The sequence below is a fragment of the Ignisphaera cupida genome (assembly GCF_030186535.1).
GTDB lineage: Archaea > Thermoproteota > Thermoprotei_A > Sulfolobales > Ignisphaeraceae > Ignisphaera > Ignisphaera cupida.
On the sequence record NZ_JASNVW010000002.1, the window covers coordinates 123,678 to 149,386 of the forward strand.

32 protein-coding genes and 1 tRNA gene are annotated in these 25,709 nt (G+C 35.2%); 25 read left to right on the forward strand and 8 right to left on the reverse strand.

Annotated features, from left to right (window positions below; all coding sequences use genetic code 11):
* The first annotated feature begins 143 nt into the window (after positions 1-143).
* The 16 genes from QPL79_RS04160 to rpl7ae all read left to right on the forward strand — a co-directional run bounded on the left by QPL79_RS04160 (position 144) and on the right by rpl7ae (position 11,113).
* Complete coding sequence (locus QPL79_RS04160; RefSeq protein WP_285273529.1) at positions 144-623, forward strand: 30S ribosomal protein S13; 480 nt, start codon at positions 144-146, stop codon at positions 621-623.
* Positions 624-643: 20 nt separating this feature from the next.
* Positions 644-1,156, forward strand: coding sequence for a 30S ribosomal protein S4 (locus QPL79_RS04165; RefSeq protein ID WP_285273530.1), 513 nt, complete (start codon positions 644-646; stop codon positions 1,154-1,156).
* A gap of 22 nt (positions 1,157-1,178) precedes the next feature.
* Positions 1,179-1,580: a 30S ribosomal protein S11 gene (locus tag QPL79_RS04170; RefSeq protein ID WP_285273531.1), complete on the forward strand. Its 402-nt coding sequence runs from the start codon at positions 1,179-1,181 to the stop codon at positions 1,578-1,580.
* A 3-nt stretch (positions 1,581-1,583) separates the two neighbouring features.
* Positions 1,584-2,471 (forward strand): DNA-directed RNA polymerase subunit D, encoded by an 888-nt coding sequence (locus QPL79_RS04175; protein WP_285273532.1) that lies wholly within the window; start codon positions 1,584-1,586, stop codon positions 2,469-2,471.
* Positions 2,438-2,800: a 50S ribosomal protein L18e gene (locus QPL79_RS04180; protein ID WP_285273533.1), complete on the forward strand. Its 363-nt coding sequence runs from the start codon at positions 2,438-2,440 to the stop codon at positions 2,798-2,800. The genes QPL79_RS04175 and QPL79_RS04180 overlap by 34 nt, the downstream gene beginning before the upstream one ends.
* On the forward strand, positions 2,797-3,297 hold the full coding sequence (locus QPL79_RS04185) for a 50S ribosomal protein L13 (protein ID WP_285273534.1): 501 nt from the start codon (positions 2,797-2,799) through the stop codon (positions 3,295-3,297). Before QPL79_RS04180 ends, QPL79_RS04185 begins: the two co-directional genes overlap by 4 nt.
* A 6-nt stretch (positions 3,298-3,303) precedes the next feature.
* A complete protein-coding gene (locus QPL79_RS04190) occupies positions 3,304-3,765 on the forward strand; it encodes a 30S ribosomal protein S9 (RefSeq protein ID WP_285273535.1) in 462 nt (153 codons plus the stop codon).
* 6 nt (positions 3,766-3,771) lie between these two features.
* Entirely contained in the window at positions 3,772-3,972 is a 201-nt protein-coding gene (locus QPL79_RS04195; RefSeq protein WP_285273536.1) for a DNA-directed RNA polymerase subunit N, read from the forward strand.
* Positions 3,973-3,982: 10 nt separating this feature from the next.
* A complete protein-coding gene (gene rpsB, locus QPL79_RS04200; protein ID WP_285273537.1) occupies positions 3,983-4,612 on the forward strand; it encodes a 30S ribosomal protein S2 in 630 nt (209 codons plus the stop codon).
* Between the two features lie 17 nt (positions 4,613-4,629).
* Complete coding sequence (locus QPL79_RS04205) at positions 4,630-5,448, forward strand: hypothetical protein (protein WP_285273538.1); 819 nt, start codon at positions 4,630-4,632, stop codon at positions 5,446-5,448.
* A 21-nt stretch (positions 5,449-5,469) separates the two neighbouring features.
* A complete protein-coding gene (locus QPL79_RS04210; protein ID WP_285273742.1) occupies positions 5,470-6,240 on the forward strand; it encodes an isopentenyl phosphate kinase in 771 nt (256 codons plus the stop codon).
* Positions 6,237-7,328, forward strand: coding sequence for a type 2 isopentenyl-diphosphate Delta-isomerase (gene fni / locus QPL79_RS04215; RefSeq protein ID WP_285273539.1), 1,092 nt, complete (start codon positions 6,237-6,239; stop codon positions 7,326-7,328). The genes QPL79_RS04210 and fni overlap by 4 nt, the downstream gene beginning before the upstream one ends.
* 18 nt (positions 7,329-7,346) lie before the next feature.
* A complete protein-coding gene (locus QPL79_RS04220; protein ID WP_285273540.1) occupies positions 7,347-8,342 on the forward strand; it encodes a polyprenyl synthetase family protein in 996 nt (331 codons plus the stop codon).
* A gap of 18 nt (positions 8,343-8,360) precedes the next feature.
* Entirely contained in the window at positions 8,361-8,918 is a 558-nt protein-coding gene (locus tag QPL79_RS04225) for a DUF2118 domain-containing protein (protein ID WP_285273541.1), read from the forward strand.
* Positions 8,890-10,647: a glutamate--tRNA ligase gene (locus QPL79_RS04230; protein WP_285273542.1), complete on the forward strand. Its 1,758-nt coding sequence runs from the start codon at positions 8,890-8,892 to the stop codon at positions 10,645-10,647. Before QPL79_RS04225 ends, QPL79_RS04230 begins: the two co-directional genes overlap by 29 nt.
* A 79-nt stretch (positions 10,648-10,726) precedes the next feature.
* On the forward strand, positions 10,727-11,113 hold the full coding sequence (gene rpl7ae / locus QPL79_RS04235; RefSeq protein WP_285273543.1) for a 50S ribosomal protein L7Ae: 387 nt from the start codon (positions 10,727-10,729) through the stop codon (positions 11,111-11,113).
* 122 nt (positions 11,114-11,235) lie between these two features.
* Here rpl7ae and QPL79_RS04240 read toward each other — a convergent pair whose 3' ends face one another.
* Entirely contained in the window at positions 11,236-11,499 is a 264-nt protein-coding gene (locus QPL79_RS04240) for a 30S ribosomal protein S28e (protein WP_285273544.1), read from the reverse strand.
* A gap of 97 nt (positions 11,500-11,596) precedes the next feature.
* Here QPL79_RS04240 and QPL79_RS04245 point away from each other — a divergent pair, with 97 nt between their 5' ends.
* On the forward strand, positions 11,597-11,779 hold the full coding sequence (locus tag QPL79_RS04245; RefSeq protein WP_285273545.1) for a 50S ribosomal protein L24e: 183 nt from the start codon (positions 11,597-11,599) through the stop codon (positions 11,777-11,779).
* Positions 11,780-11,808: 29 nt separating this feature from the next.
* On the opposite strand, the gene infB is transcribed toward QPL79_RS04245, so the two are convergent.
* Positions 11,809-13,626 carry a translation initiation factor IF-2 gene (gene infB, locus QPL79_RS04250; RefSeq protein WP_438839349.1) on the reverse strand — a complete coding sequence of 606 codons (1,818 nt, stop codon included), beginning with the start codon at positions 13,624-13,626 and terminating at the stop codon, positions 11,809-11,811.
* A gap of 124 nt (positions 13,627-13,750) precedes the next feature.
* Here infB and QPL79_RS04255 point away from each other — a divergent pair, with 124 nt between their 5' ends.
* The 5 genes from QPL79_RS04255 to QPL79_RS04275 all read left to right on the forward strand — a co-directional run bounded on the left by QPL79_RS04255 (position 13,751) and on the right by QPL79_RS04275 (position 17,174).
* Positions 13,751-14,410, forward strand: a complete 660-nt coding sequence (locus QPL79_RS04255) for a 30S ribosomal protein S6e (RefSeq protein WP_285273546.1) — start codon at positions 13,751-13,753, stop codon at positions 14,408-14,410.
* A 47-nt stretch (positions 14,411-14,457) separates the two neighbouring features.
* Positions 14,458-15,690 (forward strand): translation initiation factor IF-2 subunit gamma, encoded by a 1,233-nt coding sequence (locus QPL79_RS04260; RefSeq protein ID WP_285273547.1) that lies wholly within the window; start codon positions 14,458-14,460, stop codon positions 15,688-15,690.
* Positions 15,657-16,088: a PIN domain-containing protein gene (locus tag QPL79_RS04265; protein WP_285273548.1), complete on the forward strand. Its 432-nt coding sequence runs from the start codon at positions 15,657-15,659 to the stop codon at positions 16,086-16,088. Before QPL79_RS04260 ends, QPL79_RS04265 begins: the two co-directional genes overlap by 34 nt.
* A 62-nt stretch (positions 16,089-16,150) precedes the next feature.
* Positions 16,151-16,687 (forward strand): DNA-directed RNA polymerase, encoded by a 537-nt coding sequence (locus tag QPL79_RS04270; RefSeq protein ID WP_285273549.1) that lies wholly within the window; start codon positions 16,151-16,153, stop codon positions 16,685-16,687.
* A gap of 70 nt (positions 16,688-16,757) precedes the next feature.
* Entirely contained in the window at positions 16,758-17,174 is a 417-nt protein-coding gene (locus tag QPL79_RS04275) for a hypothetical protein (RefSeq protein WP_285273550.1), read from the forward strand.
* 90 nt (positions 17,175-17,264) lie between these two features.
* Here the strand turns inward: QPL79_RS04275 and albA are convergent, their stop codons facing one another.
* Positions 17,265-17,558, reverse strand: coding sequence for a DNA-binding protein Alba (albA, locus tag QPL79_RS04280; RefSeq protein ID WP_285273551.1), 294 nt, complete (start codon positions 17,556-17,558; stop codon positions 17,265-17,267).
* Positions 17,559-17,876: 318 nt separating this feature from the next.
* On the opposite strand from albA, the gene rgy reads away from it, so the two are divergent.
* A complete protein-coding gene (gene rgy / locus QPL79_RS04285; RefSeq protein WP_285273552.1) occupies positions 17,877-21,530 on the forward strand; it encodes a reverse gyrase in 3,654 nt (1,217 codons plus the stop codon).
* 40 nt (positions 21,531-21,570) lie between these two features.
* On the opposite strand, the gene QPL79_RS04290 is transcribed toward rgy, so the two are convergent.
* On the reverse strand, positions 21,571-21,846 hold the full coding sequence (locus QPL79_RS04290; protein ID WP_285273553.1) for a DNA-binding protein: 276 nt from the start codon (positions 21,844-21,846) through the stop codon (positions 21,571-21,573).
* Between the two features lie 175 nt (positions 21,847-22,021).
* Between QPL79_RS04290 and QPL79_RS04295 the strand changes: the two genes are divergently transcribed.
* On the forward strand, positions 22,022-22,564 hold the full coding sequence (locus tag QPL79_RS04295) for a phosphoribosyltransferase (protein ID WP_285273554.1): 543 nt from the start codon (positions 22,022-22,024) through the stop codon (positions 22,562-22,564).
* A gap of 31 nt (positions 22,565-22,595) precedes the next feature.
* Positions 22,596-22,670 (forward strand) — tRNA-Glu (locus tag QPL79_RS04300).
* A 146-nt stretch (positions 22,671-22,816) separates the two neighbouring features.
* Here QPL79_RS04300 and QPL79_RS04305 read toward each other — a convergent pair.
* From QPL79_RS04305 to QPL79_RS04320, 4 genes are read right to left on the reverse strand one after another with little or no spacing between them, the layout of a single operon-like run.
* Positions 22,817-23,080, reverse strand: a complete 264-nt coding sequence (locus tag QPL79_RS04305) for a hypothetical protein (RefSeq protein WP_285273555.1) — start codon at positions 23,078-23,080, stop codon at positions 22,817-22,819.
* On the reverse strand, positions 23,067-23,555 hold the full coding sequence (locus QPL79_RS04310) for an NADH-quinone oxidoreductase subunit B family protein (protein ID WP_285273556.1): 489 nt from the start codon (positions 23,553-23,555) through the stop codon (positions 23,067-23,069). Before QPL79_RS04310 ends, QPL79_RS04305 begins: the two co-directional genes overlap by 14 nt.
* Positions 23,552-24,085: a 4Fe-4S dicluster domain-containing protein gene (locus tag QPL79_RS04315; protein WP_285273557.1), complete on the reverse strand. Its 534-nt coding sequence runs from the start codon at positions 24,083-24,085 to the stop codon at positions 23,552-23,554. Before QPL79_RS04315 ends, QPL79_RS04310 begins: the two co-directional genes overlap by 4 nt.
* Positions 24,060-25,709, reverse strand: a complete 1,650-nt coding sequence (locus tag QPL79_RS04320; RefSeq protein WP_285273558.1) for a hydrogenase large subunit — start codon at positions 25,707-25,709, stop codon at positions 24,060-24,062. Before QPL79_RS04320 ends, QPL79_RS04315 begins: the two co-directional genes overlap by 26 nt.

Sequence of the window (25,709 nt, forward strand, 5' to 3'; positions counted from 1 at the left end):
TTCAATGATGGAAATTTAGAAAAGTCATAAAGTTTCTTGCTGACTATATGCAAAAAGTGAGAGTGATTTTCTTTACAACTTAAAAGCGGTTTCAAAGCAAATTTTAAAAGACTTAAAGTAGTGTTATGTTGATAGTGATTTAGATGTCATCGGCTTTAGGAGGAGGCTATAGACATATTGTGAGAATAGCTGAAACTGATATACAAGGTGATGTTAGCTTGGCCTGGGGTTTAGCGAGGGTAAAGGGCATAGGATACAACATGGCTATTGCAATTTGTAGAAAACTTGGTTTAGATCCAAACATGCTTGTAGGATATTTAAGAGATGAGGATGTTGCACAAATTGAGGAATTAATTAAGAATCCAATAAAATATGGTATTCCTAGCTGGATGTTGAATAGAAGAAAGGATTATGAAACTGGTGTTGATATGCATCTTGTTTCTTCTGAGCTCATATACTATGCTAGACAAGACATTGAGAGAGAGATTAGAATTAGGAGCTGGAAAGGAGTGAGACATTCACTAGGTTATAAAGTAAGAGGGCAAAAAACGCATACAACTGGGCGTGTAGGACCTGTTGTTGGTGTTCAAAGAAAGAAAGCTGCTCAGCAACAGCAAAAGTGATTTTTATTGTGGTGTAGGTTATGGGTGATCCAAGGAAATCTAGAAGAAAATGGGAATCGCCTGGCCATCCATGGATAAAATCAAGGCTGGAAGCAGAAATAGAGTTGCTTGGTACCTATGGTCTTAGAAATAAGAGAGAGCTTTGGATTGCTGAAACAATGCTTAGAAGAATTAAGCACTTAGCCAGGTCACTACTTGCTTTACCTGAGGATGAAAGAGAGAAGAGATTTCATCAACTAGTTACAAGACTTTACAACATAGGTGTTTTGTCAACACCTAATGCAACTATTACAGATATTCTCAATCTATCTGTTGAATCTATATTAGAGAGAAGACTACAGACGATTGTGTGGAGAAAAGGCCTTGCAAAAACGATTCATCAAGCTAGGCAATTTATAGTTCATGGCCATATAGCCATAAGGGGAAGAAGGGTCACATCACCTGGCTATCTAGTAAGTAGAGAAGATGAAAAATACATAAACTTTTATCCGAATTCACCATATGCAAAAACCAAAGTTGTTGAAGCATCTTAGACTATGGAGGTGGTAAAGTTTAATGTCTTTTGGAAGTAGAGAACTTAAATGGGGTATAGCACATATTTATGCTTCATTCAATAATACAATAATTCACATAACAGACATTAGTGGTGCTGAAACAGTTGCTAAAGGCTCTGGTGGCATGGTTGTTAGAGCTGATAGAGAAAAGCCAAGTCCTTATGCAGCAATGATGGTTGCTTATAGAGTTGCTCAAGAGTCTATGGAGAAAGGAGTTACAGCAATACATATAAGGGTTAGAGCTCCAGGAGGACATGGACCTAAAATACCAGGGCCAGGTGCACAAGCAGCTATTAGGGCTTTGGCTAGGGCTGGGTTTATTATTGGCAGAATAGAGGATGTTACTCCAATACCACATGACACTACTAGAAGACCTGGTGGTAGACGCGGTAGAAGGGTGTAGTTATTGAATATATCAGTTAGGGAGTGGAGCAACGAGGCTATAGAGCTTTTTGTTGATGAAGCTCCACTACCATTGTTAAATGCTATCAGGAGATATTCTCTTGCAAAGGTTCCTACATATGCCATAGACGAAGTTACTGTAGTGTCCAACACCTCGGCAATGTTTGATGAGATTCTTGCCCACAGACTTGCAATGGTTCCTTTGAGAAGTGAGGAAAGTATTGATAAGCTATCGTCAATTGATGTAACAACATGTGAGAAATGCTCTTTGGATTCGGAGGAGAAGCCTCCTAAGGATGTATGTGAAAAATGCTTTGTTAATATGTTCATTGAAGTGGAGGCACACGATAGTGAGGTAACAGTTTATTCAAGAGATATAAAATCTGAAGATCCATATGTAAAGCCTGTTTTCGATAATATACCAATAGTTATTCTTGCACCAGGACAGAGAATAGCTCTTGAGATTAGAGCTAGAATTGGTAGAGGTCTAGAGCATGCAAAATGGAGTCCTGCAACAGTTGCTGTTAACAGGAATTTAGCAAATATTGAAATAGATAAGAATACATGTGATGTATGTGGGAAATGCGTTGAGGTATGCCCTAAAAAAGTGCTTTACATAGATGGTAGTGAAGTTAAGATAAGAAATATTTTTGATTGTACAATATGTAGGCAATGTGTGTATGTGTGTCCGCATAAGGCTATAGCTGTTGAGGGCTTGAAGAATAAAAATATTTTAAGGATAGAGTCTAGTGGTTCTTTAGAACCTGAGACTATAGTTAGATTATCTCTCGAAATATTGAAGCAGGAAATCTCGCTTATTCAAAAATTTATTGAGACACTGAAAAAAGGTGGTGGAATGTGGGGAGAACAGGACCCACAAACTATATATTAAGAAAAACTATTAGAGAGCTTAGAAAAGCAGCTAAAGCTAATAGGGTAAATATTTGGAGGTATGTTGCTGAACTACTTGAGAAACCAGCTAGGAGAAGAATTGTGGTAAATGTTTACAAAATAAATAAGTATACTGTAGATGGAGATGTTGTAGTTGTTCCTGGCAAGGTTCTTGGGATAGGCAAGCTAGATCATAAAGTAACTATTGCAGCCATAAGCTTTTCTAAAAATGCTGTAGAAAAAATTATGAGTGTTGGTGGTAGAGCTATTCACGTTCTTGAGCTTGTTAAGGAGAATCCTACTGGGAGTAGGGTAAAGGTGATAATATGAGAGTTATTGAAGTATCCTCAAAAGAACTGTATACAAATGTGTTGTCTAGGAATATTCAGGAACTTGTTATTGATGCAGATTCGATGGTGCTGGGGAGATTGGCAAGCATAGTTGCAAAGCTTGCACTTATGAATATAAAGATTCATGTTGTTAACGTTGAGAAGGCTGTGTTAACAGGCGATAAGAACAGGGTTATTGAGGGCTATAAACTGCTATTTAATGTGAAAACGCATAAGAATCCCTATAGACATGCTATTCACAGACCTAGAAATCCGGTAACATTATTTAAGAAAACTGTGAAGAACATGCTTCCAAAACATAATTGGAGAGGTGTAGAGGCGCTCAAGAATATAAAAGCATATATAGATATTCCATCTAGTTTCCAGGAAAAGGATGTTGTAAAAATTGTTGATATATCTATATATAACCGAGAGGCAGAAAAATACATTACATTAGCTGAGCTAGCTAAGGCATTGGGTTGGCATCAGAAGGTGTAAAACTTTATGTCTCAAGAAAAGCAGGAGATAAATGTATTGGGAGCATATCCTCAGCTAGTTGCCGGAAAGAAAATTGTTCTTAGTGTAGGAAAGCGAAAAACAGCAATTGCACGAGCTGTTATAAGACCTGGGCAAGGAAGATTTAAAGTTAATGGTGTTCCTGTTGAGCTTTGGCCAATAGAACTAGCTAAGCTGAAAATGATGGAGCCTTTAAATCTTTTGAGTGAAAGTCTTAGAAATGCTGTTGATATAGATGTTCAAGTAGAAGGAGGTGGTGTTATGGCACAGGCATATGCAGTTAGAACAGCTGTTGCAAGAGGACTTGTGATATATTTTGAGAACCCAGTTATAAAAAAACTTTTTAGTGAGTATGATAGATCCATGTTGGCTGGAGATCCAAGACAAACAGAATCCGAGAAATGGATGAGATATAGCGCTAGAAGATTTAGACAGAAATCATATAGGTGAGAAGACTTGATAATACCAGTTAGATGCTTTACCTGTGGTTATCCAATAGGTGCTAAGTGGGAGGAGTTCAGAAAGCGTGTTGAGAATGGTGAAAATCCTTCAAAAGTCTTGGATGATCTTGGAATAAAGAGATATTGTTGTAGAAGAATGATGATATCCCATATAGAATTGTTTAAACAGGTAATAAAGTATGGAAATGTAAAGTAGGTGGGGGCATGTGGAGGAGGAGCAGAAGGCATTAGCACAACAACAAATAGAGCTTTTAGTTCCTCTAGAATTATATCTCCAAGCAGGAGTACATATAGGTACTCATACATGTACTAAGCAGATGGAAAAGTTTGTTTTTAGAGTAAGACCAGATGGGCTTTACATTTTAGACATTAAGAAAACAGATGAAAGGCTTAGAATTGCTGGAAAGTTCCTAAGCAGATTTGAGCCATCAAAAATAATGGTTGTTTCAACAAGGCAATATGGCAAACAGCCAGTATTGAAATTTGCTGAATTTGTTGGTGCAAAACCAGTTGTTGGTAGATTTGTACCTGGAACACTCACAAATCCAAAGCTTGAATGGTATTACGAGCCAGATGTTATTGTGTTGACAGATCCTAGAATAGATTCACAACCTCTTGACGAGGCTTTAATGGTTGGAATACCGATAGTAGCATTTGTTAGTACAGATAACAGGCTAGAAGGTGTGGATCTAGCCATACCAGCTAACAACAAGGGAAGAAAGTCTTTGGCTTTGCTCTATTGGGTATTAGCAAGGCAAGTGCTTCGAGAAAGAGGAAGCATAGGGCCAACAGATAATCTTCCTGTAACTCATGAAGTGTTCGAGTCCTCTACATAGAAATTCAAAGTGGTTTAATGGGTAAAGTTTTAAACAAAAAGTTTTCTGCACCTTTTCCAGTAATTGGAATTCCAATAAAAGGCTTCTACACACCATTTATTTCTATGCCTTCAAACATTGATTGTGTATTGATGTTAAAAATTGGTAAAGAGAAGAAAGGAGTCAAATTCACAAATTTAGAACCATTGGAAAAAAGCATTGATATATTGAGTTACATAAATATGTTACTAAGTGAATTGGGCTATGATGAGATTAGTGGAAGTATTGAAGTTTCTTGTAATAGCACTCTACCATCAATTTCTATTTTTGCAGTAACAACAATTGAAATAATAAAGAATTTGTTAGATGTAACTCCAAGAGATTATCTACTGGTTCTCAGAAATATTGCACCATTTGATGAGAAAGTATTGGGCGTTGATCCTGGCTATATAGAATCTCTTAGATGTTCTCATCTCTTTAATAGTATATGCATTGTTAAAGGCTTCAATGAAATTGTTAGATTAAAAAGCATGAAAATATCTATTGAGAAGAGTGAAGAAGTTGCATGTAACATAAAATCGTGTAAAGCCCTTGAGCATCCATATGATAACTATACCTTGTCATTATTCTATAAATTCGTGTCACATGTTATAGGTGTGTTTGCACAGATAGTTAATAGTGGTTCTGATGAGGATAGACAAAAGCTTGAAAAGCTCTTTAAATTGTATTTAGCATGGGAAAGCAGAATCGTCAAAGATTATTTGAATAATGAAATTAGTTATGATAAAATATGTGAATCAAAATCTGTTATGGATTATAGTTTCATAAGGTTTTTCAAAATTCACTTTGCATTCTAAAATAGCGGTGTTACTTACTTGGTGCTGGTCAATATTTTAAAGATTGGAGGCTCAGTAATAACAAATAAGGATGTAGAGTATTCTCTAAAAATTAGTGAGGTGTATAGAATAGCTTATGAAATAAGCAAAGCCTACAAATACTGTACAAAACACATGATTTTAATACATGGTGGTGGTAGTTTTGGTCATTCAACAGTTATAGAGCATGGAAATGTGGAAAAACCTTATTCAATAGCTCAAATAATCTGGTTTATGAAAGAATTGAATATGATTGTTACAGACGCTTTAAACGCATATGGAGTTCCAGCAGTGTCTTTTGATACTCACGCAATTTTTTATCGAGATTTTGATGGAGATCTTAAATGTTTTTACAAACCTCTTGAAAAAGCTTTAAAGAAAGATATTGTGGTTGTGTTATTTGGAGATATAATTTTTGGTGATAGGGATGCAGAAATACTATCTGGCGATGAAATAGCGTGGAAATTATCAACAATTTTTAAACCAAGTAGAATACTATTTGCAACTGATGTTGATGGCGTCTATGATAGAAATCCAGAAGAGCCTGGTTCTCGTCTTTTAGAGGTTGTTAGAATTAGTGAAGTAGGTTCTGTAGATATGGAGTCTAGAAAAAAGGTTGATGTGACTGGGGGGATGAAGGCAAAAATTCTACATGGTTTAAGGTATTGGAATAGTGAGTTGAGGGAGGTTCTTATTTTTAATGGTCTTAAAAAAGATTTTATTTTTAAGGCTTTGTGTGGGGAGAGTGTTTTGGGGAGTAGGGTAGTATTATGAGTATAGAGAATAGAAAGCAAGAACATATAGAGATGGCGCTTACACCTAATTCTCAAGGGCCTTTAACAACACTGTTTGAAGATGTTATATTAATTCATAATGCTATCCCTAATATAGCTTATGACAAGGTGGATACGTCAACAAGTTTCTTGGGGTATAAACTTGGAGCTCCAATAATAATTTCTGGAATGACTGGTGGTACTGAGAAAGCATATGAGATAAACAGGAGGTTGGCTGAGCTTGCTGAAGAATTTCGCATAGCTATTGGTGTTGGAAGTCAGAGAGCAATGATTGAAAATCCTTCTTTAGCATACACATACAAGATTGTGAGAGAAGTTGCAAGGTCAGTTCCAGTTATTGCTAACATAGGTTTTGCACAAATTAAGAATCTTAGCATGGATCAAATAGAAAGCATAGTTTCAATTGTTGAAGCCAATGCCCTTGCTATTCACTTAAATCCTGCACAAGAGCTTGTTCAAATAGAGGGGGATAGAGATTTTGAGAATGTTTTAGAATCAATTGAAAAGATTTTGTCAAGGCTTTCAATACCTGTAATAATCAAGGAAATTGGCAATGGCCTTTCAAAAGAAGTTGCTGAAAAGCTGTATGTAATAGGTGTTAAAATATTTGATGTTGCAGGTGCTGGAGGCACTAACTGGGTTAGAATAGAATTAATGAGAAGCTTAAAAAGTAAAACTGATGTAGCAAGAGTTGCTGAGGCATTTATTAGCTGGGGCATACCAACAGCTGCTTCAATATGTGAAGTTAGATCAGTTTCACAAGATATTATCGTTATTGGTAGTGGAGGTATTAGGTCAGGTGTTGATATTGCAAAAGCCATTTCCTTGGGTGCCGATCTTGTAGCTATTGCTCAGCCAATTTTGAAGAATGTGTTAATGGGAAAAGGTAAAGAATATCTAAATATCATAATAAATCAGCTAAAAATTGCAATGTCTCTTGTGAATGTGAGAAATATAGATGAGTTGAAGCAGTCTCCTATGGTGATCACTGGTAAATTAGCTCAATGGATTTGTGCAAGAAAATTAAAGCTAAGAAACAACTACGCTTATATATATTGTTATTGCTGAAAATATGGGGGAAGAATCATGGATTTAACAAGTTACGCTAGTATTATAGGTAAGAAAGTTGAGCAATTTATCTATACAGTTGTTAGTGGGCATCCCAAAAAACTTTATGAAGCATCTCTTCACTACATTAAAGCTGGTGGAAAAAGGTTAAGACCAGTAATAGTAGTGCTTTCTAGTAAAATTGGTGGTGGTAGTGAGGAGATAGCTATACCTGGTGCCGCAGCTGTAGAGGTTTTGCACACATTTACACTTGTGCATGATGATATTATTGACAAGGATGAGCTAAGAAGAGGGGTTCCAACGGTTCATAAGTTGTGGGGTGTTGAAATGGGTATTATAGCAGGGGATTTACTTTTTGCCTATGCATATAAGTGCCTAGTAAAAGCTATGGATTATGGTGTGCCAAGTGATAGAGTTGCTAAATCCTTGGACGCGTTAACAGAAGCAGCAATAACTGTTGCTGAGGGGCAAGCACTAGACATGCTGCTTCCTGAAATGCCTAATGCAAGTGTTGAAGACTATATAGACATGGTTTCAAAAAAGACAGCTGCACTATTTGCTTACTCAGCAAAAATTGGTGGGCTTTTAGCTGGAGCTGACAACGCGTTAATATCAAACTTGTTTAACGCCATGATGAATGCAGGCATAGCTTTTCAAATAAGAGATGACATTCTTGGTCTCATAGGTGATGAGAAAGTCCTTGGAAAACCTGTTTACAGTGATTTGAGAGAGGGTAAGAGAACAATTTTAGTAATCTATGCTTTGAAGAATGTAGATGAGAATAAAAAGAAAAGAATACTTAGTGTTCTTGGAAATAGAGATGCAGATGTGAATTCATTGAGAGAAGCAGCCCAGATTATAAAAGAAAGTGGTGCAATAGAATATGCTGATTCTCTTAGCGAGTTCTACGCTAACAAAGCTATTGAAATCGTTGAAAATGTGAAGGCAGCAGACACTGAAGCTCTTAACATGTTTAAGGAGCTTGTAATGTTTATGATAAGGAGAAACTATTGAATCTGAGGAAATAAATAAATGAACATGGAGCTAGGCTTTGAAGAAACATTTCCAATAGCTTACATAGATAAAGAGTATGTAGATCTACTTGCTAAGCAGCAAAGCATTTCTAATTATATAAACACTGCCTCAAAAATATACGTAGATACTGAGAAGAATTGTTTTAGTGTTGAGTCATTCAAGGAAAAAGGAAAATTATTTGCAGAATTTGTGGAGATAGTGTATGAGTATCTACCTAAACTAGCAATTGATTCTGAGAAAGGGGTTACAATAACAAAATTCGCAATTTACTTACCAAAATCCAGGCAACTGCTATATGTTAATGCTGGTACAAGGGTTTTTATTGTTGAAGCATTTGGTAGAAGTGTATATCCTCTTGTTTTAGAAGGTGAGAAAGTTTCTGAACATGATAAAATATTTTATATTGTTACAAACAAATTTGAGATAAGGGCTGTTAGAGCAGAAGCTAAAGGTATTGTTGTTTATGTTGGTGATGTGCTGGATCAAAGCGAAAATAAGATGATGGCTGTAATTGTTGGTGAGGAAAATGTCATCAGGTTTTCAAGATGCGATTAAACAACAAATAGAGAAATCAGCATTGAAATACGCTGTAGAGAATAGGTTAAAATATGGTGAAGCTAAGCAAGGACCTGTAATGAACAAGGTTTTAGGAGAGTTTAAAGAGTTTAGACACTTAGCAAGGGAAATAGCTGGAATAGTTGCTAATGTGGTGAAGCATGTTAACAGTTTAAGTGATTCAGAATTAAAGGATCTTGCAGAGAAACTTAGTTTAACAGAATCTCGAGAGTCTAGGAAAGAGGAAAGGGTATTACCACCTTTACCAAACGTTGATAAGTGGAAAAATGTTGTAACAAGATTTGCTCCCAATCCAGATTTTCCAATACATCTTGGAAATGCTAGAGCTGCTATTTTAAGTCACGAATATGCTAAAATGTATAAGGGAAAATTCATATTAAGGTTTGAGGATACTGATCCTAGAACAAAACCTCCTCTACCATTTTCATATACAATTATAGAAGATGATCTTAAATGGCTTGGAGTATTGTGGGATGAAAAATATGTGCAGAGTATGAGAATGGAGAAATATTACTCAATTGCGAAAAAGTTGATTGAGCTTGGCTATGCCTACATAGATTTGTGCAAAAGTGAAGTGTTTAAGGAGTATAGAAATGCTGGAAAAGCATGTCCTCACAGAGATCTTTCACCGGAGCAGCACCTAGAACTATTTGAGAAGATATTTGCTGGCGAGTTTGGTGAAGGTGAGGCTGTAATAAGAATAAAAACTGATTTGAATCATCCAGATCCAGCTATAAGAGACTGGGTCATGTTTAGAATTATAGACACTTCAAAAAACCCCCATCCAGTAACAGGGGATAAATATAGGCTGTGGCCAACATATAACTTTGCGGCTGCTGTGGATGATTATCTTCTTGGTGTATCACATATATTGAGAGGTAAAGAGCATGCTTTGAATACTGCAAAACAGGTATACATATATAAATATCTTGGGTGGAAATATCCGGAGGTTGTCAATTTTGGAAGAGTTGGATTGGAGGGGCTTATATTAAGCAAGACCTGGATTAAGAACCAACTAAAAATGAATCCAGAGAAGTTTACAGGTTTTGACGATATAAGATTTGCTACAATTTCGTCTTTGAGAAGAAGAGGAGTATTGCCTGAAACAATTAGGGAAATTATTTTAGGTCTTGGATTAAGCCCAGTTGATGCAAAAATTAGCTGGGTTAATCTAGCTGCAATCAATAGAAAGAATGTTGATCCAATAGCAAAAAGAGTCTTCGTTGTTTGTAATCCAATAAAACTACATTTAGAAGGTGTTAAAACACCTGTGGAAGTTGAGATACCTTATCACCCATCAAAAGATCTTGGCAAAAGAAAAATCATGTTGACAAAACCAGAGGTTTGGATATCTATAAAGGATGTGGAAAACATGAAACGGGGGGTTGTGATAAGGCTTATGGAGCTTTTTAACATAGTTGTCAAGGAACAAACAAAAGACTATGTAATTGCTTATTATCATAGTAATTCCTTGGAAGAAGCTAGAAAACATAATGCTTCAATAATTCAGTGGAGTCCCTGTGAGCAAAGCACCAAAGTTGATATTTTGAGGGCAGAAGGTATGAGGCTAAAAAGAGAGCGTTGTGTTGGAGAACAAGCATTGAAAACATTGAAAGAAGGAGAAATAATTCAAATGGTTAGATTAGGCTTTGGAAAAATAGAAAAGATTCAGGAAAACAAAATAACAATTATTTATACTCATGAGTAAAGGTTTTGAGGCTCAAAATATCTTAAATACCCGACTAATTCAGTACATATAGTAACTAAAGATGTGGAAGGGTTAAAAGATGTCGAAACCATTTTATGTAAAATTCGAAGTCCCTTCAGATGTAGCTGAGAAAGCATATCAAGCACTGAAAAAAGCTAGAGAAACAGGTGGAAAAATAAGAAAAGGAACAAATGAGGTAACTAAAGGTGTTGAGAGAGGTCTTTGCAAACTTGTGTTAATAGCAGAAGATGTTGATCCTCCAGAGGTTGTAGCTCACTTGCCATTGCTTTGCGAAGAAAAGAAAGTGCCATATCTCTATGTTCCAAGTAAGAAGAGACTAGGTGAAGCAGCAGGAATAGAGGTTTCTGCAGCATCAGCATGTATAGTAGAACCTGGTGAGGCAAAAGCTGAGTTAGAAGAGCTTGCTTCAAAGTATCAAGAGCTTCGAGCAAAAGCTGGTAGATAGCAACTTCAATAAAATCTAAAACTGAAAATAAATTCAATAAAATGTTTTTTACAATCAATTGATTTAATTAATGAACCACTAAGATTAGCTGGAAATTATGTGAAAGTTACTTATATCTTCACTTACCTTCTTACTGTAAGCTTTCTAGCTTCTCTTTCTGTCTCTCTGAGAATTATTATGTCACCAATTCTGACAGGGCCTTTAACATTTCTTGTTAGAATTCTTCCTTTATCTCTACCCTCTAGTATTCTAACCCTAACCTGAGTAACCTCACCTGTAACTCCTGTCCTACCGATTATTTGTACAACTTCAGCAGGAAAACCTATTCGCTCAACCACATTGATATCATATTCTTTGCTTCTATCCTCAACAGTTACATTAGACATTTTAAGCACCTTTCTAACAATGCTGTATCTCTGATATGTTGAATAGAGCTTTTAAGCTTTACCAAAGAATTAGAGTTTACTAAAGGTGTGTTTAGGCATGGTCTCTAAGCATGTGTGTAGCTATTGCGGAAAGAGCATTGAACCTGGTACAGGGCTTATGTATGTTAAAAACGATGGTAGTATAACATGGTTTTGCTCTAGTAAATGCTATAAAAACTATAGACTTGGTAGAGACCCAAAGAAATTGCCGTGGACAAAGCTATATCTAAGCAGGAAATAGAATAGATAATTCCAACCTCTACTAATGGCCTATAAGTTCTTTAGTATGTACATGTATTCAGGATCTTTATACGATTTAATTTTAAGTATCTCCTTAAGTGTATCAATGCTATCTTGAGTAAGCATTGCTTTAAACTTTGTTACAAGCAGTTTTGCATGTTCTAATGGAATATCAGTATACAGAATATCGCCTTCGTGAATATGTCGCCCAACCATAACATTGCCTTTAATTGATATTGCAACCTCTTGCCCCATCCTAGCCTCCTTTATTGGTTGCCCCATGTGCTGAATTTGCATTATTTCACCAATTCTTTTGCCATCTGCCTTCATTAAAGGAACACCAGGTTTTATAATACCTCCAAGCACCTCTACCCCAACTATTGCTGGATCGCTTCTTCTGAATATAAAACCTGGTAGAATCTTTATTTTTCCAGGTGATACCAAAGACTCAAATTCTTTCTGAAGTTCTAATTTCTTCTCATTTTCTACCCACTGTAGATATTCCTCTATAAGCCTATATATTATGTTGTTTGAGAACACTCTCAGATTCTCCTTCTTTACAAGATCCTCAGCCTCTGGCAAAGGTTTTACATTAAATAACAGTATGACACCAAGATATTTATCAGCTTTTGCAACAAGAGAAGCCTCTATAACATCTCTTTTTGTTAAAGGTCCCACATCAGCAATGCGTATCGATATACCTCTTTTGCTAAGTGCATTAATTATTGCTTCTAGAGTTCCCAAGGTGTCAGCTTTTACTACAACACCATTAACATCTTTTCTAAATCTCACAGTCTCAACTTCTTCTTGAACAAGTCTTTTGTATTTATCAATTTCACTTTCTTGTGGAACAACATATAGTGGAGAGCCTGCTACAGCATCTTCCAAATTTGGTGCAACAATTCTAATACCTGCTGCAGCAGATACTAATTCAACTGTTTTAAGCTCTGTTTTAGCAACTCTAATATCTGTTACTGTTTTTGGCATTAAAATAGCTCTAACCTTTGTGACTATGGGTCCATTAAGACCTGCTAAAATTATTGTATCCCTTTCCTGTATAATGCCATCATATAGAATAACATCTATAGCTGTTCCAAATCCTGGTTGCTCCTTAACTTCAAGAACAACACCTTTTCCAGGTCCCTCAACATATAAAAGCTTTTCACTAATATATCTTTGCGCCATTCCTGCAACAACTGCAAGAAGCTCAGCTATTCCCTCACCTGTTCTTGCAGATACTGGTACTATTGGAATTGTTTTCATGAAATCCCTAATTCTTTCAAAAATATCAGCAGAAATATCATAATTAGATAGCTGAGCAATGAGTTTATACATCAAACTCTCTAATCTCTTTACTGTTGCCTGATCTTGCTTCTTTAAACTAATAGTAATTGGTGTATCTGGATTTGGTTTCCACCCAGGTATTTTATCAATTTTATTTGCTGCTATAACAAATGGAACATTTCTCGACTTTAATATTTCTATGCTTTCTACAGTTTGAGGCATTACACCCTCATTAATATCTATAACAAGTATTGCAATATCAGCAACGCTTCCACCTCTTTTCCTGAGATTAGAAAAAAGTTCATGGCCAGGAGTATCAATGAATAGAAGCCCAGGTATTGTTAGTTTAAGAGGTATAATCTTTTTAAGAGGCTCAGTAACTTTTTCAATAACAGATATTGGAATGTTGCTAGCACCTACATGTTGTGTCATTTCCCCTGCTTCCTTCTTTACAACAGCAGTACCTCTAATCTTATCTAGTAAAGTTGTTTTGCCGTGATCAACATGACCAAGCACAACTACTATTGGTTGTCTAAGCTTTTTTGATAAACTCACTATTAACACCCCTAGCTAATATTTTCAATTTCAGAATATAAGGTCTTTTATAAAAGATTTTCAAAACAGCTTTTTAGGGTTTGTTTAACAGATTTAGCTTATGAAAAGTGAAGAATGAGGTGTTCAAAAGTAAATGCCAGACTTTAAAATTGTTGTTTCAGATCCCAGAGCTAAGGAGCTAAGAATAGTGCCAGTCAAGGTTGTTGGTGTACCGAATCTTGAATATAGTGAAAAACACAAGGAGCAAAGAGAGCTTGTAATTGGCAAAGCTAATCCAAAGTTAATAGAGTTGCTTAATCCAGAGCTTGGAGTTGTAATAATTAGAATATGGAAGAATAGAGCAAACAATGAAAAGGTTAAAATAGCTGCAAAGATTGTACCTGATTCATCACTAGAAATTCAGGTTATTGCAGTTCCAGAAGCATTATTGCGTGAGAAAATAGGGGCTGGAGAAGCTATAGGTGAGGTTTTTAGAGCTCCAGCATTTCAGATAAGAATAAGTGGTGGAGAAGCTTCGAGGCTTATTGGAATGAGGATTGGTGATAGAATAGATGGGTCTGTAATAGGTTTTCCAAATATTGTTCTAGAGATTAGAGGTGGATCTGATTTAGCAGGATTTCCGATGAGAAAAGACATAAGTGGAGCTGTCAAAAAATATGTTCTCTTATCTTCAGGTCCTGGTTATAGACCAAAAGAGGAGGGAGAGAGAAGAAGAAAGCTTGTAAGAGGCAACACAATTTCAGAGGATATTGTTCAAATAAATACTGTTGCCATATTTAAAAGTGTAAAATAAGTATGTTTTTAATTCTCTAAACGAGATTTTCTGTTGTGGTGTATTTAATGTCTAGTTCAAGAAACTTTATACCAAGCATTATAATTGGTGTTGTTGGCCATGTTGACCATGGCAAAACTACGCTTGTTCAAGCATTAACAGGTATATGGACTGCTCGATATTCAGAGGAGCTTAAAAGATCCATGACGATATACTTAGGTTATGCCCAGACATCTATATTTCACTGTAGTAATGCAGAGCCTCCAGACTCCTACGTAACATCTGCTAGTTCTTGTGGTGAAAACGCAGAGCCTAGGTATTTAAAAACTGTGTCCTTTGTTGATGCTCCTGGTCACGAAATTCTCATGTCAACAATGCTTTCAGGAGCATCTTTAATGGATGCTGCAATAGTTGTTGTAGCAGCCAATGAACCTTGTCCTCAGCCTCAAACACGTGAGCATGTCAAAGCTTTAGAAATTCTTGAAATAGATCAGGTTGTAGTTGTTCAAAATAAGGTTGATGTAGTTTCAAGGGAAAATGTTATGACCAACTATAGACAGATAAGAGAGTTTCTAGAAAGTACACGATATTCTAAAGCACCAATAATTCCTGTAAGTGCTCTTCACAAAGCTAATATAAATGCTGTTGCAATGGCTATTGCAAAGCTTTTTAAAGAACCTGAAAGAATTCTTGGAAAACCTGCTATAATGCAAATTGCTAGAAGCTTCGATGTTAATTTGCCTGGAACAAGACCTGAGAAATTGGTTGGTGGTGTTGTTGGAGGAGGGCTTGTAAGAGGTGAGATATCTGTTGGTGATGAAGTTGAGATAAAACCTGGTGCAAGAATTGAGACAAAGGGCAAGGTTAAATATGAGCCACTAGTAACAGAGGTTGTAAGTATTAGATATGGAGATATGGAATCTGATGTGGCTAAACCAGGTGGTTTAGTAGCTATAGGAACAAAGCTTGATCCTTCATTAACAAAGAATAATAGGCTTGTTGGTCAAGTTCTTGGACATGACGTTCCAGATCCTGTTAACGACATTTCAATAGAGTATAGAATGCTGGATAAAGTAGTAGGGGCAAGAGAGCTTGAGACACCACCTCAGCTAAAAAATAGAGACAAAATAATACTGATAGTTGGTACTGCACCTACAATTGCTGTTATTCAAAAGATTTCAAGTGATGTGATGGAGGTGAAAACAGAAAATCCCATAGTTGTTTTCGATAAAAGTAAGGCAGCCATATTGGCACAAGTAAAAGGTAGATGGAGACTTGTTGGCTGGGGGAGTGTAAAATAGCAAACTGCTTTGCAGTCATAGATACAAATGTGCTTTTATTAATTGCAGAAGGACTTGCTTCTTTTGATAGTTTTTATGAAGTATTAGAAGGGTGTGAACCTGTGATCATAACTCCAGTTCTTCAGGAATTAAAGAAACTTGTAGAAAATGCAAGTGATAAGAAATCTAGACTTGCTAAGTGGGTTCTTGAAAATGTTATTTCAAGACTGAGGATTGTGGAATTTAATTTCCAAGGAGCCGTAGATGAGGCGTTGATTGCTTATGCAAAAAATTTACGTAATCAAGGCTTCAGAGTGTTTGTAGTATCTACAGATAAGAAAGTTCGGGAAAAAGCTTTGAAAGAACATATAGATATAATTATATATAAATCATCGAAGAGAATGTTTGAATCTCTATAACCATAAGCTTTTAAGTTTTGTATAAATTGTAGAAAGTACTTGGGATTATTTGGTGAAATTATTTGTTTAGGATATACAGGCTTAGAGATATTGTTAGAATAGATCCATCGAAAATCAACAGACCATTAGAAGAAGTAGCACTAGATGAGTTGAGAAAGAAGTATGAGGGATTGAAAGATAAAAACCTTGGTATAGTGATTGCTATAACCGATGTTAATGTTGATCCAATGGGTTATATACCAATTGGTGATGGAGCACCATACCACAGAGTAGAGTTTACAGCTATTACTTATGTTCCGCTTGTTAATGAGGTTGTAGAAGGTGAGGTTGTAACAGTTGGGAGAGGTGGGGCAACAATTTCTCTTGGTCCACTTGAGGGATTTGTTCACATACAGCAAATAGCTGATGATGATGTTTCTTATGATGTTGCAAGAAATGTTATTGTTTGTAAAAATACAAAGAGATTTGTAATGCAAGGTGATATGGTTAGAGCAAGAATAACTAGTGTTTCCCTAGGTGCTGTAGGTAAACCACCTAGAGTTACAATGACTATGAGACAACCATATTTAGGAAAACTGGATTGGTTATCAAAGAAATAATTTTTCATGTAATTGTGTGATGAGCCTTGTAAGGACTGAATCAAATGATGTGACTGGGGATGCTGATTAAATGGTTTGGATTAGTAAAAGAGAAATAGCGTACTATATAATTCTCAGAAAAGCTTTCAATAACAGAACCTTTAACTTAGGCGAGGCACTTGATATACTATCCCTTTTTGGGTCAAAAAATATTGGAAGAAAAACTATAAAAAAACTCGTAAAAAAAGGATTTATAGAAAAAGTTGATGAATTGAACTACAATGTTGTTGAAATTGAAAAAGCCTTTGAAAAACTTTTAAATCAATACATGATGCAAAGACTCTTTAAAAACCTAAAGTCGAAAGGATACAATGTAAAAATTGATGTAAAAAACAACAGCATTGTTTTAACTACATGTGATCAAACTCTTGAAAAGGTAATTAAAATTCTTAATTTCATTAGTTTATCAGTGGAATGCGAAGAATATCCAGTTTCCTCTACACTATGATATAGTAAGTAATTAAGCTGTAATATATTGAATAGTATGGTGGGAATTTCTAAAAAAGTTTTATATGAGTATATTGTGTGATGCTCTGCTCTAATCTTTCTTTGATATAACTATTTCTATGGTTGAAACTCTGCTTTGTCTGCCATCACTGCCAGTTATTGTTTGACTGCCAATTGTTATATTTTTAACCTCTATCTTTCCTGGAAGGAATCTGTTTCTAACAATTTCTATGGCATCAACAGCTTTGCTTATAGCTCTACCTCTAGCCTTTACAACAACTTCATTTACTCCCTGGTTTAATAATGTTAACATTGCTAGGACATAGTTCATTACAGGTTTTTTACCAACAAGTACTGTGTTTGCAGATGTGGGTGTTTGCGACATTGGTTTTCAACCCTTAGTTTTATGTCTTTTTGTTCTTAGTAAGTTTTAGAATGACTAGGGATTAAAAATTTATTTGCTGTAATGAGAAATTGTGATGCAAACTATATTATTAATAATTGTTATGAATCCATATATTGCTTTGCAAAGTGTATTAGCTTTGAAGAGATTTTCCATTATTCTAGATAACAGATATTTAAATTCAAGAAGTATAAGCATTAATTTTATAACAAGTTTTTCTGCTAATATGGCATGAACCTTAGTTTTTTTCTAAAATCTTCTTGAAAGAGTTAAGCTTTAGCATTGGGTATCAAGTTGCTGATGATAGAATATAGGAATGGTTTTAGCAACTATTGTAGGCAATTGAATGAGCTAGGAAGTAAAGCTGTAGTTGTGTGTATAAGAAAAGATAGTACCTCTTCTTTTTTTGAGGATCTGAAAAATGTTATTGAAAAGGAGATTGTATTCTTTAAGGATTTTTTTAAGCAGTGTACAGGGTATGAGATGAGATCTTTTCAAGAGTATTGGAGCAAGAAGCTATTATTTGGAGAGTCCTTTGCACTTGTTGCTCCAACTGGTGTTGGCAAATCAACTCTTTTAACTGTTTATGCACTTTACAAGACTTTGTTTTATAATAGCAAGGTTTATATGATTGCTCCTACTAGAGAAATAGCAAAACAATTGCATAGAAAAATAGTTAGTTATGTTGAAAATATTAAAGACTTGGGATATGATGTAAAAAAGATAAAGATATTGTTGTATGATTCAACAGCTAGGAATAGTGAGGAAGTAAAAAACTCTATAATGAATGGAGACTTTAACGTTTTAATAACATCAGCTGCTTTTCTTTCAAGACATCACATGCTTATAATGGATAAAAAAGTTGATGTTATTATTGCAGATGATCTAGATTCTATTTTAAGAAATTCTAAAAATGTTGATAGAGTTCTTCACTTGCTTGGATTCGATGATGAGATAATAGAAATAGGATTGCAGTTAGTGAAAATGAGACAGAAAATGCTTGTAGCAAAGATTTCAAAGGGATTAGAATATGTTGATGAAATTAGAAAAGAGATGCTGGAGCTGGAAGCATCTCTTAAAGATAAGTTATCAAAAGTCACAACACAACTTGTAGTTGCTTCAGCAACTGGAAGATCAAAAGGAATAAAGGCTCTTTTGCTGAAAGAGCTTCTTGGTTTTGATGCTGGAGCTGTTTTTGAGTATCTGAGAAATGTAGATGATGTATATATTGATTTGAATAGAATTGATGAAATTGTAGACATAGTTAAAACTATTGGAAGTGGGGTAATATTTGTTTCAAATCTATATAAAAACTTTGTTGATAAATTAACAGATTTGTTAAGCAGAAACAACATTAGATTTGCTATAGCGAAGAGTGGCAATAAAGCAGTTGACAAGTTCAGAAAAGGTGAAGTTGATGTTTTAATAGGGTCGGCATCATATTATGGAATCCTTGTTAGAGGTCTTGACGAGCCACAAAGAATTAGATTTGCAGTGTTTATTGGAGTTCCACATACTATGAAAAAACTTGATGATGCTTTGAATAATGTTAGATTCATGTTCATTCTACTTAAGACGCTTAAAAACTATGGGCTGAATGTAGATGAGGATTTGAAGAGAGTTGTTAATATAATCCAAAATTCAACTCCTGCACAACTTATTCTATACTCAAAAATGTTAAGAGGAATTCTCGAACCACAACAAAATGTGCATGGTGTTGTCGATAATGTAAATATCTTAAAAATTGTAAAGAACAAGCTTGTTTCAATAGTAAAGCATTTGCTCGACAAACAAAGCCACATATTAGTAGAAAACTATGGAATAATAGTCAAGGATGACAATGGACAAATTCAAGTTGTCAAACCAGATTTGTTTACCTATATTCAGGCAAGTGGTAGAACATCTAGAATTGTTGGAAAGAGCAAGTGCTATGGTGTTTCGATAGTTTTTGAAAAGTATCACGAACTTGTTAAGATACTTGAGAGGAGACTTAAGAAAATAACCTTGTTTAATGGGTTTAGAGGGTACAGTAAAGAGTTTATTTACGAAGCTTTCAAAAAAATTGTTCAGAGCAGAGCTGAAGGTGGATCTGCCGATGGAATTCAAATTGAGAATATAAAACCCATTTTAATAGTTGTTGAATCACCTACAAAAGCTAGAACTATAGCCTCAATGTTTGGAAAACCTGTTAAGAAAATTTATGGAAATATAATTGTCTATGAAACTGTTATACCACTTGAGGACAGAGTTTTTGTAGCCATGGTTACTGCTACACTTGGACATTTAACTGACTTAGTTGTTGATGAAGGCTTTCATGGTGTTAAGGAATTGGGGTCTGGAGGATATGCTGCAATATATGATTTCATAACAAAGTGTAGAAACTGTGGAGCACAACACGTTGGAGCCTTTGACTCATGTCCTTATTGCAACTCTTTCGATGTTTACACATCAGCTTCTATTTACAATGTATTGAAAAAACTTGCTTCAGAGGTTAGTGCCGTTTTCATAGCAACCGATCCTGATACAGAAGGTGAGAAAATTGCATTTGATGTTTACAACTTAATCTATAGTTATAACCAAAACATTTACAGAATAGAGTTTAGAGAGGTTACTAAAAACGCCATTCTCTCAGCACTTAAAAATCCAAGGAAAATAGATTTGAATAAGGTTCTAGCTCAAATCACCAGAAGAATAGCTGATAGATGGATAGGATTCGAGCTTAGCATGTATCTTCAAAACATGTTTAACAAGCCTTGGCTTGGTGCTGGAAGAGTACAGTCACCTGTTTTATTATGGACTGTCAACAGATATGTTGAATATAAAGCAAATCAAGGTCATGCAATAGTCGTTACAATTCTTGGATATAAACATAAGCTATTTTTAGGATCCATAGACAAGGCTAAGGCTGAGGAAATAGCTAGGAGAATCTATGAAAAAGGTGTGAGAATAGCTGATGTGAAATACGAGGAAATCGTCTTGAATCCGCCACCCCCATATACAACAGATACTTTATTAGCAGAAGCAAACATGCTTTATGGGTTTTCAGCATCGAAGACAATGTCATTAGCTCAAAACCTATTTGAAATGGGTTTAATAACCTATCATAGAACAGATTCAACAAGAATTTCATCAATAGGCATGGCCATAGCAAGAGAAGCATTAGAGAAAATGAATTTAAGTGCTTTTTACATGCCCAGGTCATGGGATAGGAATATAAGAGGTGAAGACGCACATGAAGCAATAAGACCAACAACGCCATTGAATTCCGAGGAAGTTGTTGAGGCTATTATGCGTGGTGAACTAGGATTTGCAACAAGAATATCACACGATCATTTAAAGCTTTATGACCTTATATACAGAAGATTTTTGGCAAGTCAAATAGTGCCTGCAAAAGTATTGTATGCTACAATAGTTATGGATTTTGATGGAATTATACAAACTATTTCATTACCTGTGGATATAATTGAGCAAGGATTTACATTTGCCTATCCAATTAAAATATACAATCAATTCAGAAAACTTTCAGCTGGCACTATCATAAAGATTGATCATGTTGAAGTGATAAAAACATCTAGTGTGAGACTCTATAAAGTTTCAGATTTAGTGTCGATGATGAAAAGCCATGGAATTGGAAGGCCAAGCACATATGCAAAGGCTATAGACAATAATGTTAGACATGGCTATATGATTCTAAGTAAAAAGAAAAAGGTTGCAATTCCAACTAAATTAGGTTTAGATGTCGCTGACATACTTTCAAGAGAATTTCTAAATTTAGTTGGAATTGAATTTACGAGAAACCTTGAAAAACTTATTGATGAAGTCGAGAAAGGATCTATTGATATTAAAGATGCACTTGCATTTATAAAATCTAGAGTTGATGAAATATGGATTAAGACACATGATAATCATTTAACACATTTAACACAATTTGATTTAATTTCAACATCTCTCTAAATAAATATTACTTAGCAAACTAAAATTTACTGCTAAAGCTTTATTTCTTTGCAATAGATATTTTTATATATGAAACTCTTCTTCCTTTAATCAATAGGCTTCCTATCTCAACATTCTTAAGCGTTACTCTATCACCTAATCTTGAAGCAAGTGTGTTGTATAGTGTAACTGCTCTATGTATATGTCTCCCTCTACCAAGAATTTCAATGACATCAGCCTCTCTATTCAAACTCACTATAGCTTCAAGCACATATTCTCTTAGAGGCCTATTTCCAAGCACAATTGTTTTTGTATTGCCAGTAGGTGCTGTACTCATGTTAAAAACCTTCTAGTAAAGCATTTATACACAGCTATAAAATATAAATTTATCATTTTGTAGCAATATTATTTTAGGTTTAAAAATTTTGTGCTGTAATGAGTATTGACTAGGAGGTGTATTTATTATAGCAGATACAGATACAAGTTTTTTAGTACTAACATGGAATGATTTAATGGCACTTAGTCTAGAGCTTGCAGAAAAGATATTTTTGTCAGGCTTTAGACCAAGCATCGTTGTTGCAATTCTTAGAGGAGGTTACATTGTTGCAAAACTTGTTAGTGATTATCTTGGTATAGACGAAATAGCAACAACAGAGATAAAATTTTATAGAGGTATCGGTGAAAAGGGTGAGAAACCCATAATATCCACACCTCTTATTCGCAGCATAAAAGATGAGAAAGTTCTTATAGTAGATGATGTTGCAGACTCTGGTAGAACCCTTCAAGTGGCTATAGATCTTGTGAGAATATATGGAGCAAAAGAAGTAAAAACAGCAACTCTATATCTAAAGCCATGGTCTATAACAGTACCAGATTACTATGTTGCAGAAACAAGAAGCTGGATTGTTTTCCCATGGGAAGTAAGTGAAATTTTGAGAGAATTAGCAAAAAAGCTTGGAGGTTTCGAAAAAGCTATAAGCATACTCAACTTAGAGAAATACTATAACAAAGAAATAATAGAAAGAATAGTAAAAATAGCAAAACATAAAGCTTAAAGCCTCTGAACAATAATAAGATTATTGCTGTGCCGCGGTAGTATAGCCCGGTCAAGTATGCGGGCCTTTCGAGCCCGTGACCCGGGTTCAAATCCCGGCCGCGGCACTAAACACATAACAAACAATATTTTATTTTATTATTTAAATAATAGTAAACTTCTATAGTTATGTTAACAACTACATTACATTAAGAAACTTAGTTTTGTAATTAAGGATCTTGCCTCTAAGTTGTGAATGGAAGTTGAGTTAAAATCAGAAATAGTTTTCTATTGTTAATCTTATATACAAATATTCTTCACTACAATACATGGCTATTTCTTTAGGCAACGTGTTTTTATCTGTACATGGTATTGCAACTTCATGATTTTTGAGTAGAGCTTCTTTGATTCTTTGTGGCAACATTTCAATGTTTATTTGACCAACATGTCTACATATTGAGATGTGTGTAAGGAAATGTCTATATGTTGATGTATCAGGTGACTTGATTTCACATAGCCTGATACTAGCTTTCAACAACTTTTGTGACCTTTGAAACTTTTTGTTTGACATAGCCAAGCGCTAACAAAAGTCCATAGATTATGGCCTCCGGCCTTGCAGGGCATCCAGGAACATATACAACCCTATCTATTTCTACTCCTTGCTCTTTTAGTATTTCTTTTAGCTTTGGAAATCCTCCTATAGTTGAATATGTATTCCACCAAATTCCTCCACCAACAGCGCAAGAACCTATGGCAACGACTATTCTTGGTCTTGGAACAGCATTTAATGTTCTTATAACCTTTGGAAGCACCTCTCTCGTCACAGGACCTGTAAACAATATCACATCAGCATGCCTAGGAGATGCAACTAGTTTTACCCCAAATCTTTCAGCATCAAAGTATGGGGTTAGCGCATCAAGAATTTCAATATCACATGCATTACAAGATCCACTATTCAAATGGAAAACCCATGGACTTCTTCTAATGTTCTTCAACTTCTCATCTAATTTCATGTAGAAGCGCCAAATCTAATGCTAATTGCTTTAGCAAAGAGTTTTTTTCTACAATCTGAACATAGATTAATGTATTCTTCTGAAACAGGTTGAGACTTTATAACACTTCTAAGTTCGGATGTAGGCCCTATAGGCTTTCCACATATAGAACACTTACTCGTTCTATGAATAACATATTCCTTAAGATCTTCAAGATCTGTTGATGCAAGTTCGAATTCCTTTGTTACACTAATGGCGTTTGCCGGGCAAACGTCAGCACACATTCCACAGAATATGCATCTTCCCTTGAAATATTCTATGATTATATTATCTTTTTCAAACTTCATAGATAAAGCATTTGGTGGGCAAATCAATACACAGGCTCCACATCCCCAGCACTTTGTATTATCTATGCTTATAGCACCTCTAAATGATTCTGTAACTAATGGAGCTCCAAATGGATATTTAATTGTAACCCTACCTGTCTTCAATCCAATTGTTACGATTTTAGTTAATTTAGCTATTTTATCTACTTGCATATCTCCTCCCATAAAACAAATTCACAAATTTTTTAGAATCTGATTTAATATCATGTATAACTATTGCTCTATCTGTACATGAAAAACAGGGATCTATACTTGCAATAGTTAGAAATGCATCTGCTAGTGGAGCTCCTCTTAACATAACTTTTAAAGCAGGAAGATTTTGATATGTTGGAGCTCTAACTCTCCATCTATAAGGTCTTCCCAAGCCAGTTATAATGAAATGCAAATCTTCACCTCTAGGCGCTTCCACAGCTCCAACAGCTTTTCTAAAAGGTGGAATTTCATAGGATTCCACAGCTATAGGTCCTTTGGGCAAAGCATCTAGAAGCTGCTCCACAATGCTAATACTTTCAAAAACTTCATCAATTCTCACTAAAGTTCTTGCTAAGTTATCTCCCTCGCTATATACAGGCACTTTAAACGAGGTGTATCTGTATGCAAAATATGGATAGTTCTTTCTAACATCTCTTTCAAGACCAGAACCTCTTGCAACAGGTCCTACAACACTTAATTTTCTCGCATCTTCCTTGGGTAAAACACCTGTTCCACTTGCTCTTTTAACTATCTCAGGTACTGAAACCAAAACATCTACAACTTTCTTGAACTCATCTCTAACATTCCTCAAAATTTCCAAGGCTTTTCTCTTCTTAGACTCATCAATATCTCTTCTAACACCACCAACAATATTTATTCCATAAGTTTTTCTAGAACCTGTTAAAAGCTCTGCAAGCACCATCACTGGTTCTCTTATTCTCCACAACTGCATAAATCCAGCATCATAGCCTAGAATATGTGCTGCAATGCCAAGCCATAGAAGATGGCTATGAATTCTTTCAATCTCTAAAACAATTGATCTTATAAATTGTGCTCTTTCAGGTACTTCTATTTTTGCTGCTTTTTCAACTGTTAACACATAACATGATGAATGAACAAACCCACATATACCACAAATTCTCTCAGCTAAAAACGGAATGGTTTTGTATGTGAATCTAGGAGATTCAGCAAGTTTTTCAATACCTCTATGAACATGAAAACCTCTGTAAAAAACATCAACAACTTTTTCACCTTCAACATAAAGTTCAAAGTATTCAGGTTCGTGAAGTATTGGATGGTAGGGGCCTATGGGAAGACCAACCTCCTTCGGAAGCTCTTCATCAAATTTGCTAAACTCACTCTGAGGTCTGTAATCATATGAAAAATCTTTTCTAAGTGGATAAACATTTTCAGGCCAATCCTGTGGAAGAATAAACTTTGGCTTATCTTCATGACCACTTATCCTTATACCAACCATATCCCTTGCTTCAAGCTCACACCATTCTGCAGGTGGAACAATATCTGATATTGTAGGTGTATAGTCTTTATCAGAACCTGATACTTTCACAACAACATCTACACCCATTTCATCAAGTCCAAATATGTGATACAATGTGAATCTACTGTTAATCTCTCTTTCATCAACTCCTGCACATGTTTTTAGAAATGCATTATTTTCGTAAAGCCATTTTGCAAACTCCTTCAAATTATCTTTTGTAATTTCAACAATTACTGTATTATCTGAAACTGTTTCTATAAATCCACCCAAATCCTTAATTTTATTTTCAATTGCTTTGAGATTAGATGATAAACTCAT

Excerpts from the sequence above, each read along its gene's own strand:
- QPL79_RS04245 (WP_285273545.1), top strand. The coding sequence starts at position 11,597 with ATGGTCTCTAAGCATGTGTGTAGCTATTGCGGAAAGAGCATTGAACCT.
- QPL79_RS04185 (WP_285273534.1), top strand. The coding sequence starts at position 2,797 with ATGAGAGTTATTGAAGTATCCTCAAAAGAACTGTATACAAATGTGTTG.
- QPL79_RS04165 (WP_285273530.1), top strand. The coding sequence starts at position 644 with ATGGGTGATCCAAGGAAATCTAGAAGAAAATGGGAATCGCCTGGCCAT.
- QPL79_RS04275 (WP_285273550.1), top strand. The coding sequence starts at position 16,758 with ATGGTTTGGATTAGTAAAAGAGAAATAGCGTACTATATAATTCTCAGA.
- rgy (WP_285273552.1), top strand. The coding sequence starts at position 17,877 with ATGATAGAATATAGGAATGGTTTTAGCAACTATTGTAGGCAATTGAAT.
- albA (WP_285273551.1), bottom strand. The coding sequence starts at position 17,558 with ATGTCGCAAACACCCACATCTGCAAACACAGTACTTGTTGGTAAAAAA.
- QPL79_RS04205 (WP_285273538.1), top strand. The coding sequence starts at position 4,630 with ATGGGTAAAGTTTTAAACAAAAAGTTTTCTGCACCTTTTCCAGTAATT.
- QPL79_RS04295 (WP_285273554.1), top strand. The coding sequence starts at position 22,022 with ATGGCACTTAGTCTAGAGCTTGCAGAAAAGATATTTTTGTCAGGCTTT.
- QPL79_RS04315 (WP_285273557.1), bottom strand. The coding sequence starts at position 24,085 with ATGGGAGGAGATATGCAAGTAGATAAAATAGCTAAATTAACTAAAATC.
- QPL79_RS04290 (WP_285273553.1), bottom strand. The coding sequence starts at position 21,846 with ATGAGTACAGCACCTACTGGCAATACAAAAACAATTGTGCTTGGAAAT.
- QPL79_RS04225 (WP_285273541.1), top strand. The coding sequence starts at position 8,361 with ATGAACATGGAGCTAGGCTTTGAAGAAACATTTCCAATAGCTTACATA.
- fni (WP_285273539.1), top strand. The coding sequence starts at position 6,237 with ATGAGTATAGAGAATAGAAAGCAAGAACATATAGAGATGGCGCTTACA.
- QPL79_RS04240 (WP_285273544.1), bottom strand. The coding sequence starts at position 11,499 with ATGTCTAATGTAACTGTTGAGGATAGAAGCAAAGAATATGATATCAAT.
- QPL79_RS04220 (WP_285273540.1), top strand. The coding sequence starts at position 7,347 with ATGGATTTAACAAGTTACGCTAGTATTATAGGTAAGAAAGTTGAGCAA.
- QPL79_RS04190 (WP_285273535.1), top strand. The coding sequence starts at position 3,304 with ATGTCTCAAGAAAAGCAGGAGATAAATGTATTGGGAGCATATCCTCAG.
- rpl7ae (WP_285273543.1), top strand. The coding sequence starts at position 10,727 with ATGTCGAAACCATTTTATGTAAAATTCGAAGTCCCTTCAGATGTAGCT.
- QPL79_RS04170 (WP_285273531.1), top strand. The coding sequence starts at position 1,179 with ATGTCTTTTGGAAGTAGAGAACTTAAATGGGGTATAGCACATATTTAT.
- QPL79_RS04260 (WP_285273547.1), top strand. The coding sequence starts at position 14,458 with ATGTCTAGTTCAAGAAACTTTATACCAAGCATTATAATTGGTGTTGTT.
- QPL79_RS04310 (WP_285273556.1), bottom strand. The coding sequence starts at position 23,555 with ATGAAATTAGATGAGAAGTTGAAGAACATTAGAAGAAGTCCATGGGTT.
- QPL79_RS04255 (WP_285273546.1), top strand. The coding sequence starts at position 13,751 with ATGCCAGACTTTAAAATTGTTGTTTCAGATCCCAGAGCTAAGGAGCTA.
- QPL79_RS04265 (WP_285273548.1), top strand. The coding sequence starts at position 15,657 with ATGGAGACTTGTTGGCTGGGGGAGTGTAAAATAGCAAACTGCTTTGCA.
- QPL79_RS04320 (WP_285273558.1), bottom strand. The coding sequence starts at position 25,709 with ATGAGTTTATCATCTAATCTCAAAGCAATTGAAAATAAAATTAAGGAT.
- QPL79_RS04160 (WP_285273529.1), top strand. The coding sequence starts at position 144 with ATGTCATCGGCTTTAGGAGGAGGCTATAGACATATTGTGAGAATAGCT.
- QPL79_RS04230 (WP_285273542.1), top strand. The coding sequence starts at position 8,890 with ATGTCATCAGGTTTTCAAGATGCGATTAAACAACAAATAGAGAAATCA.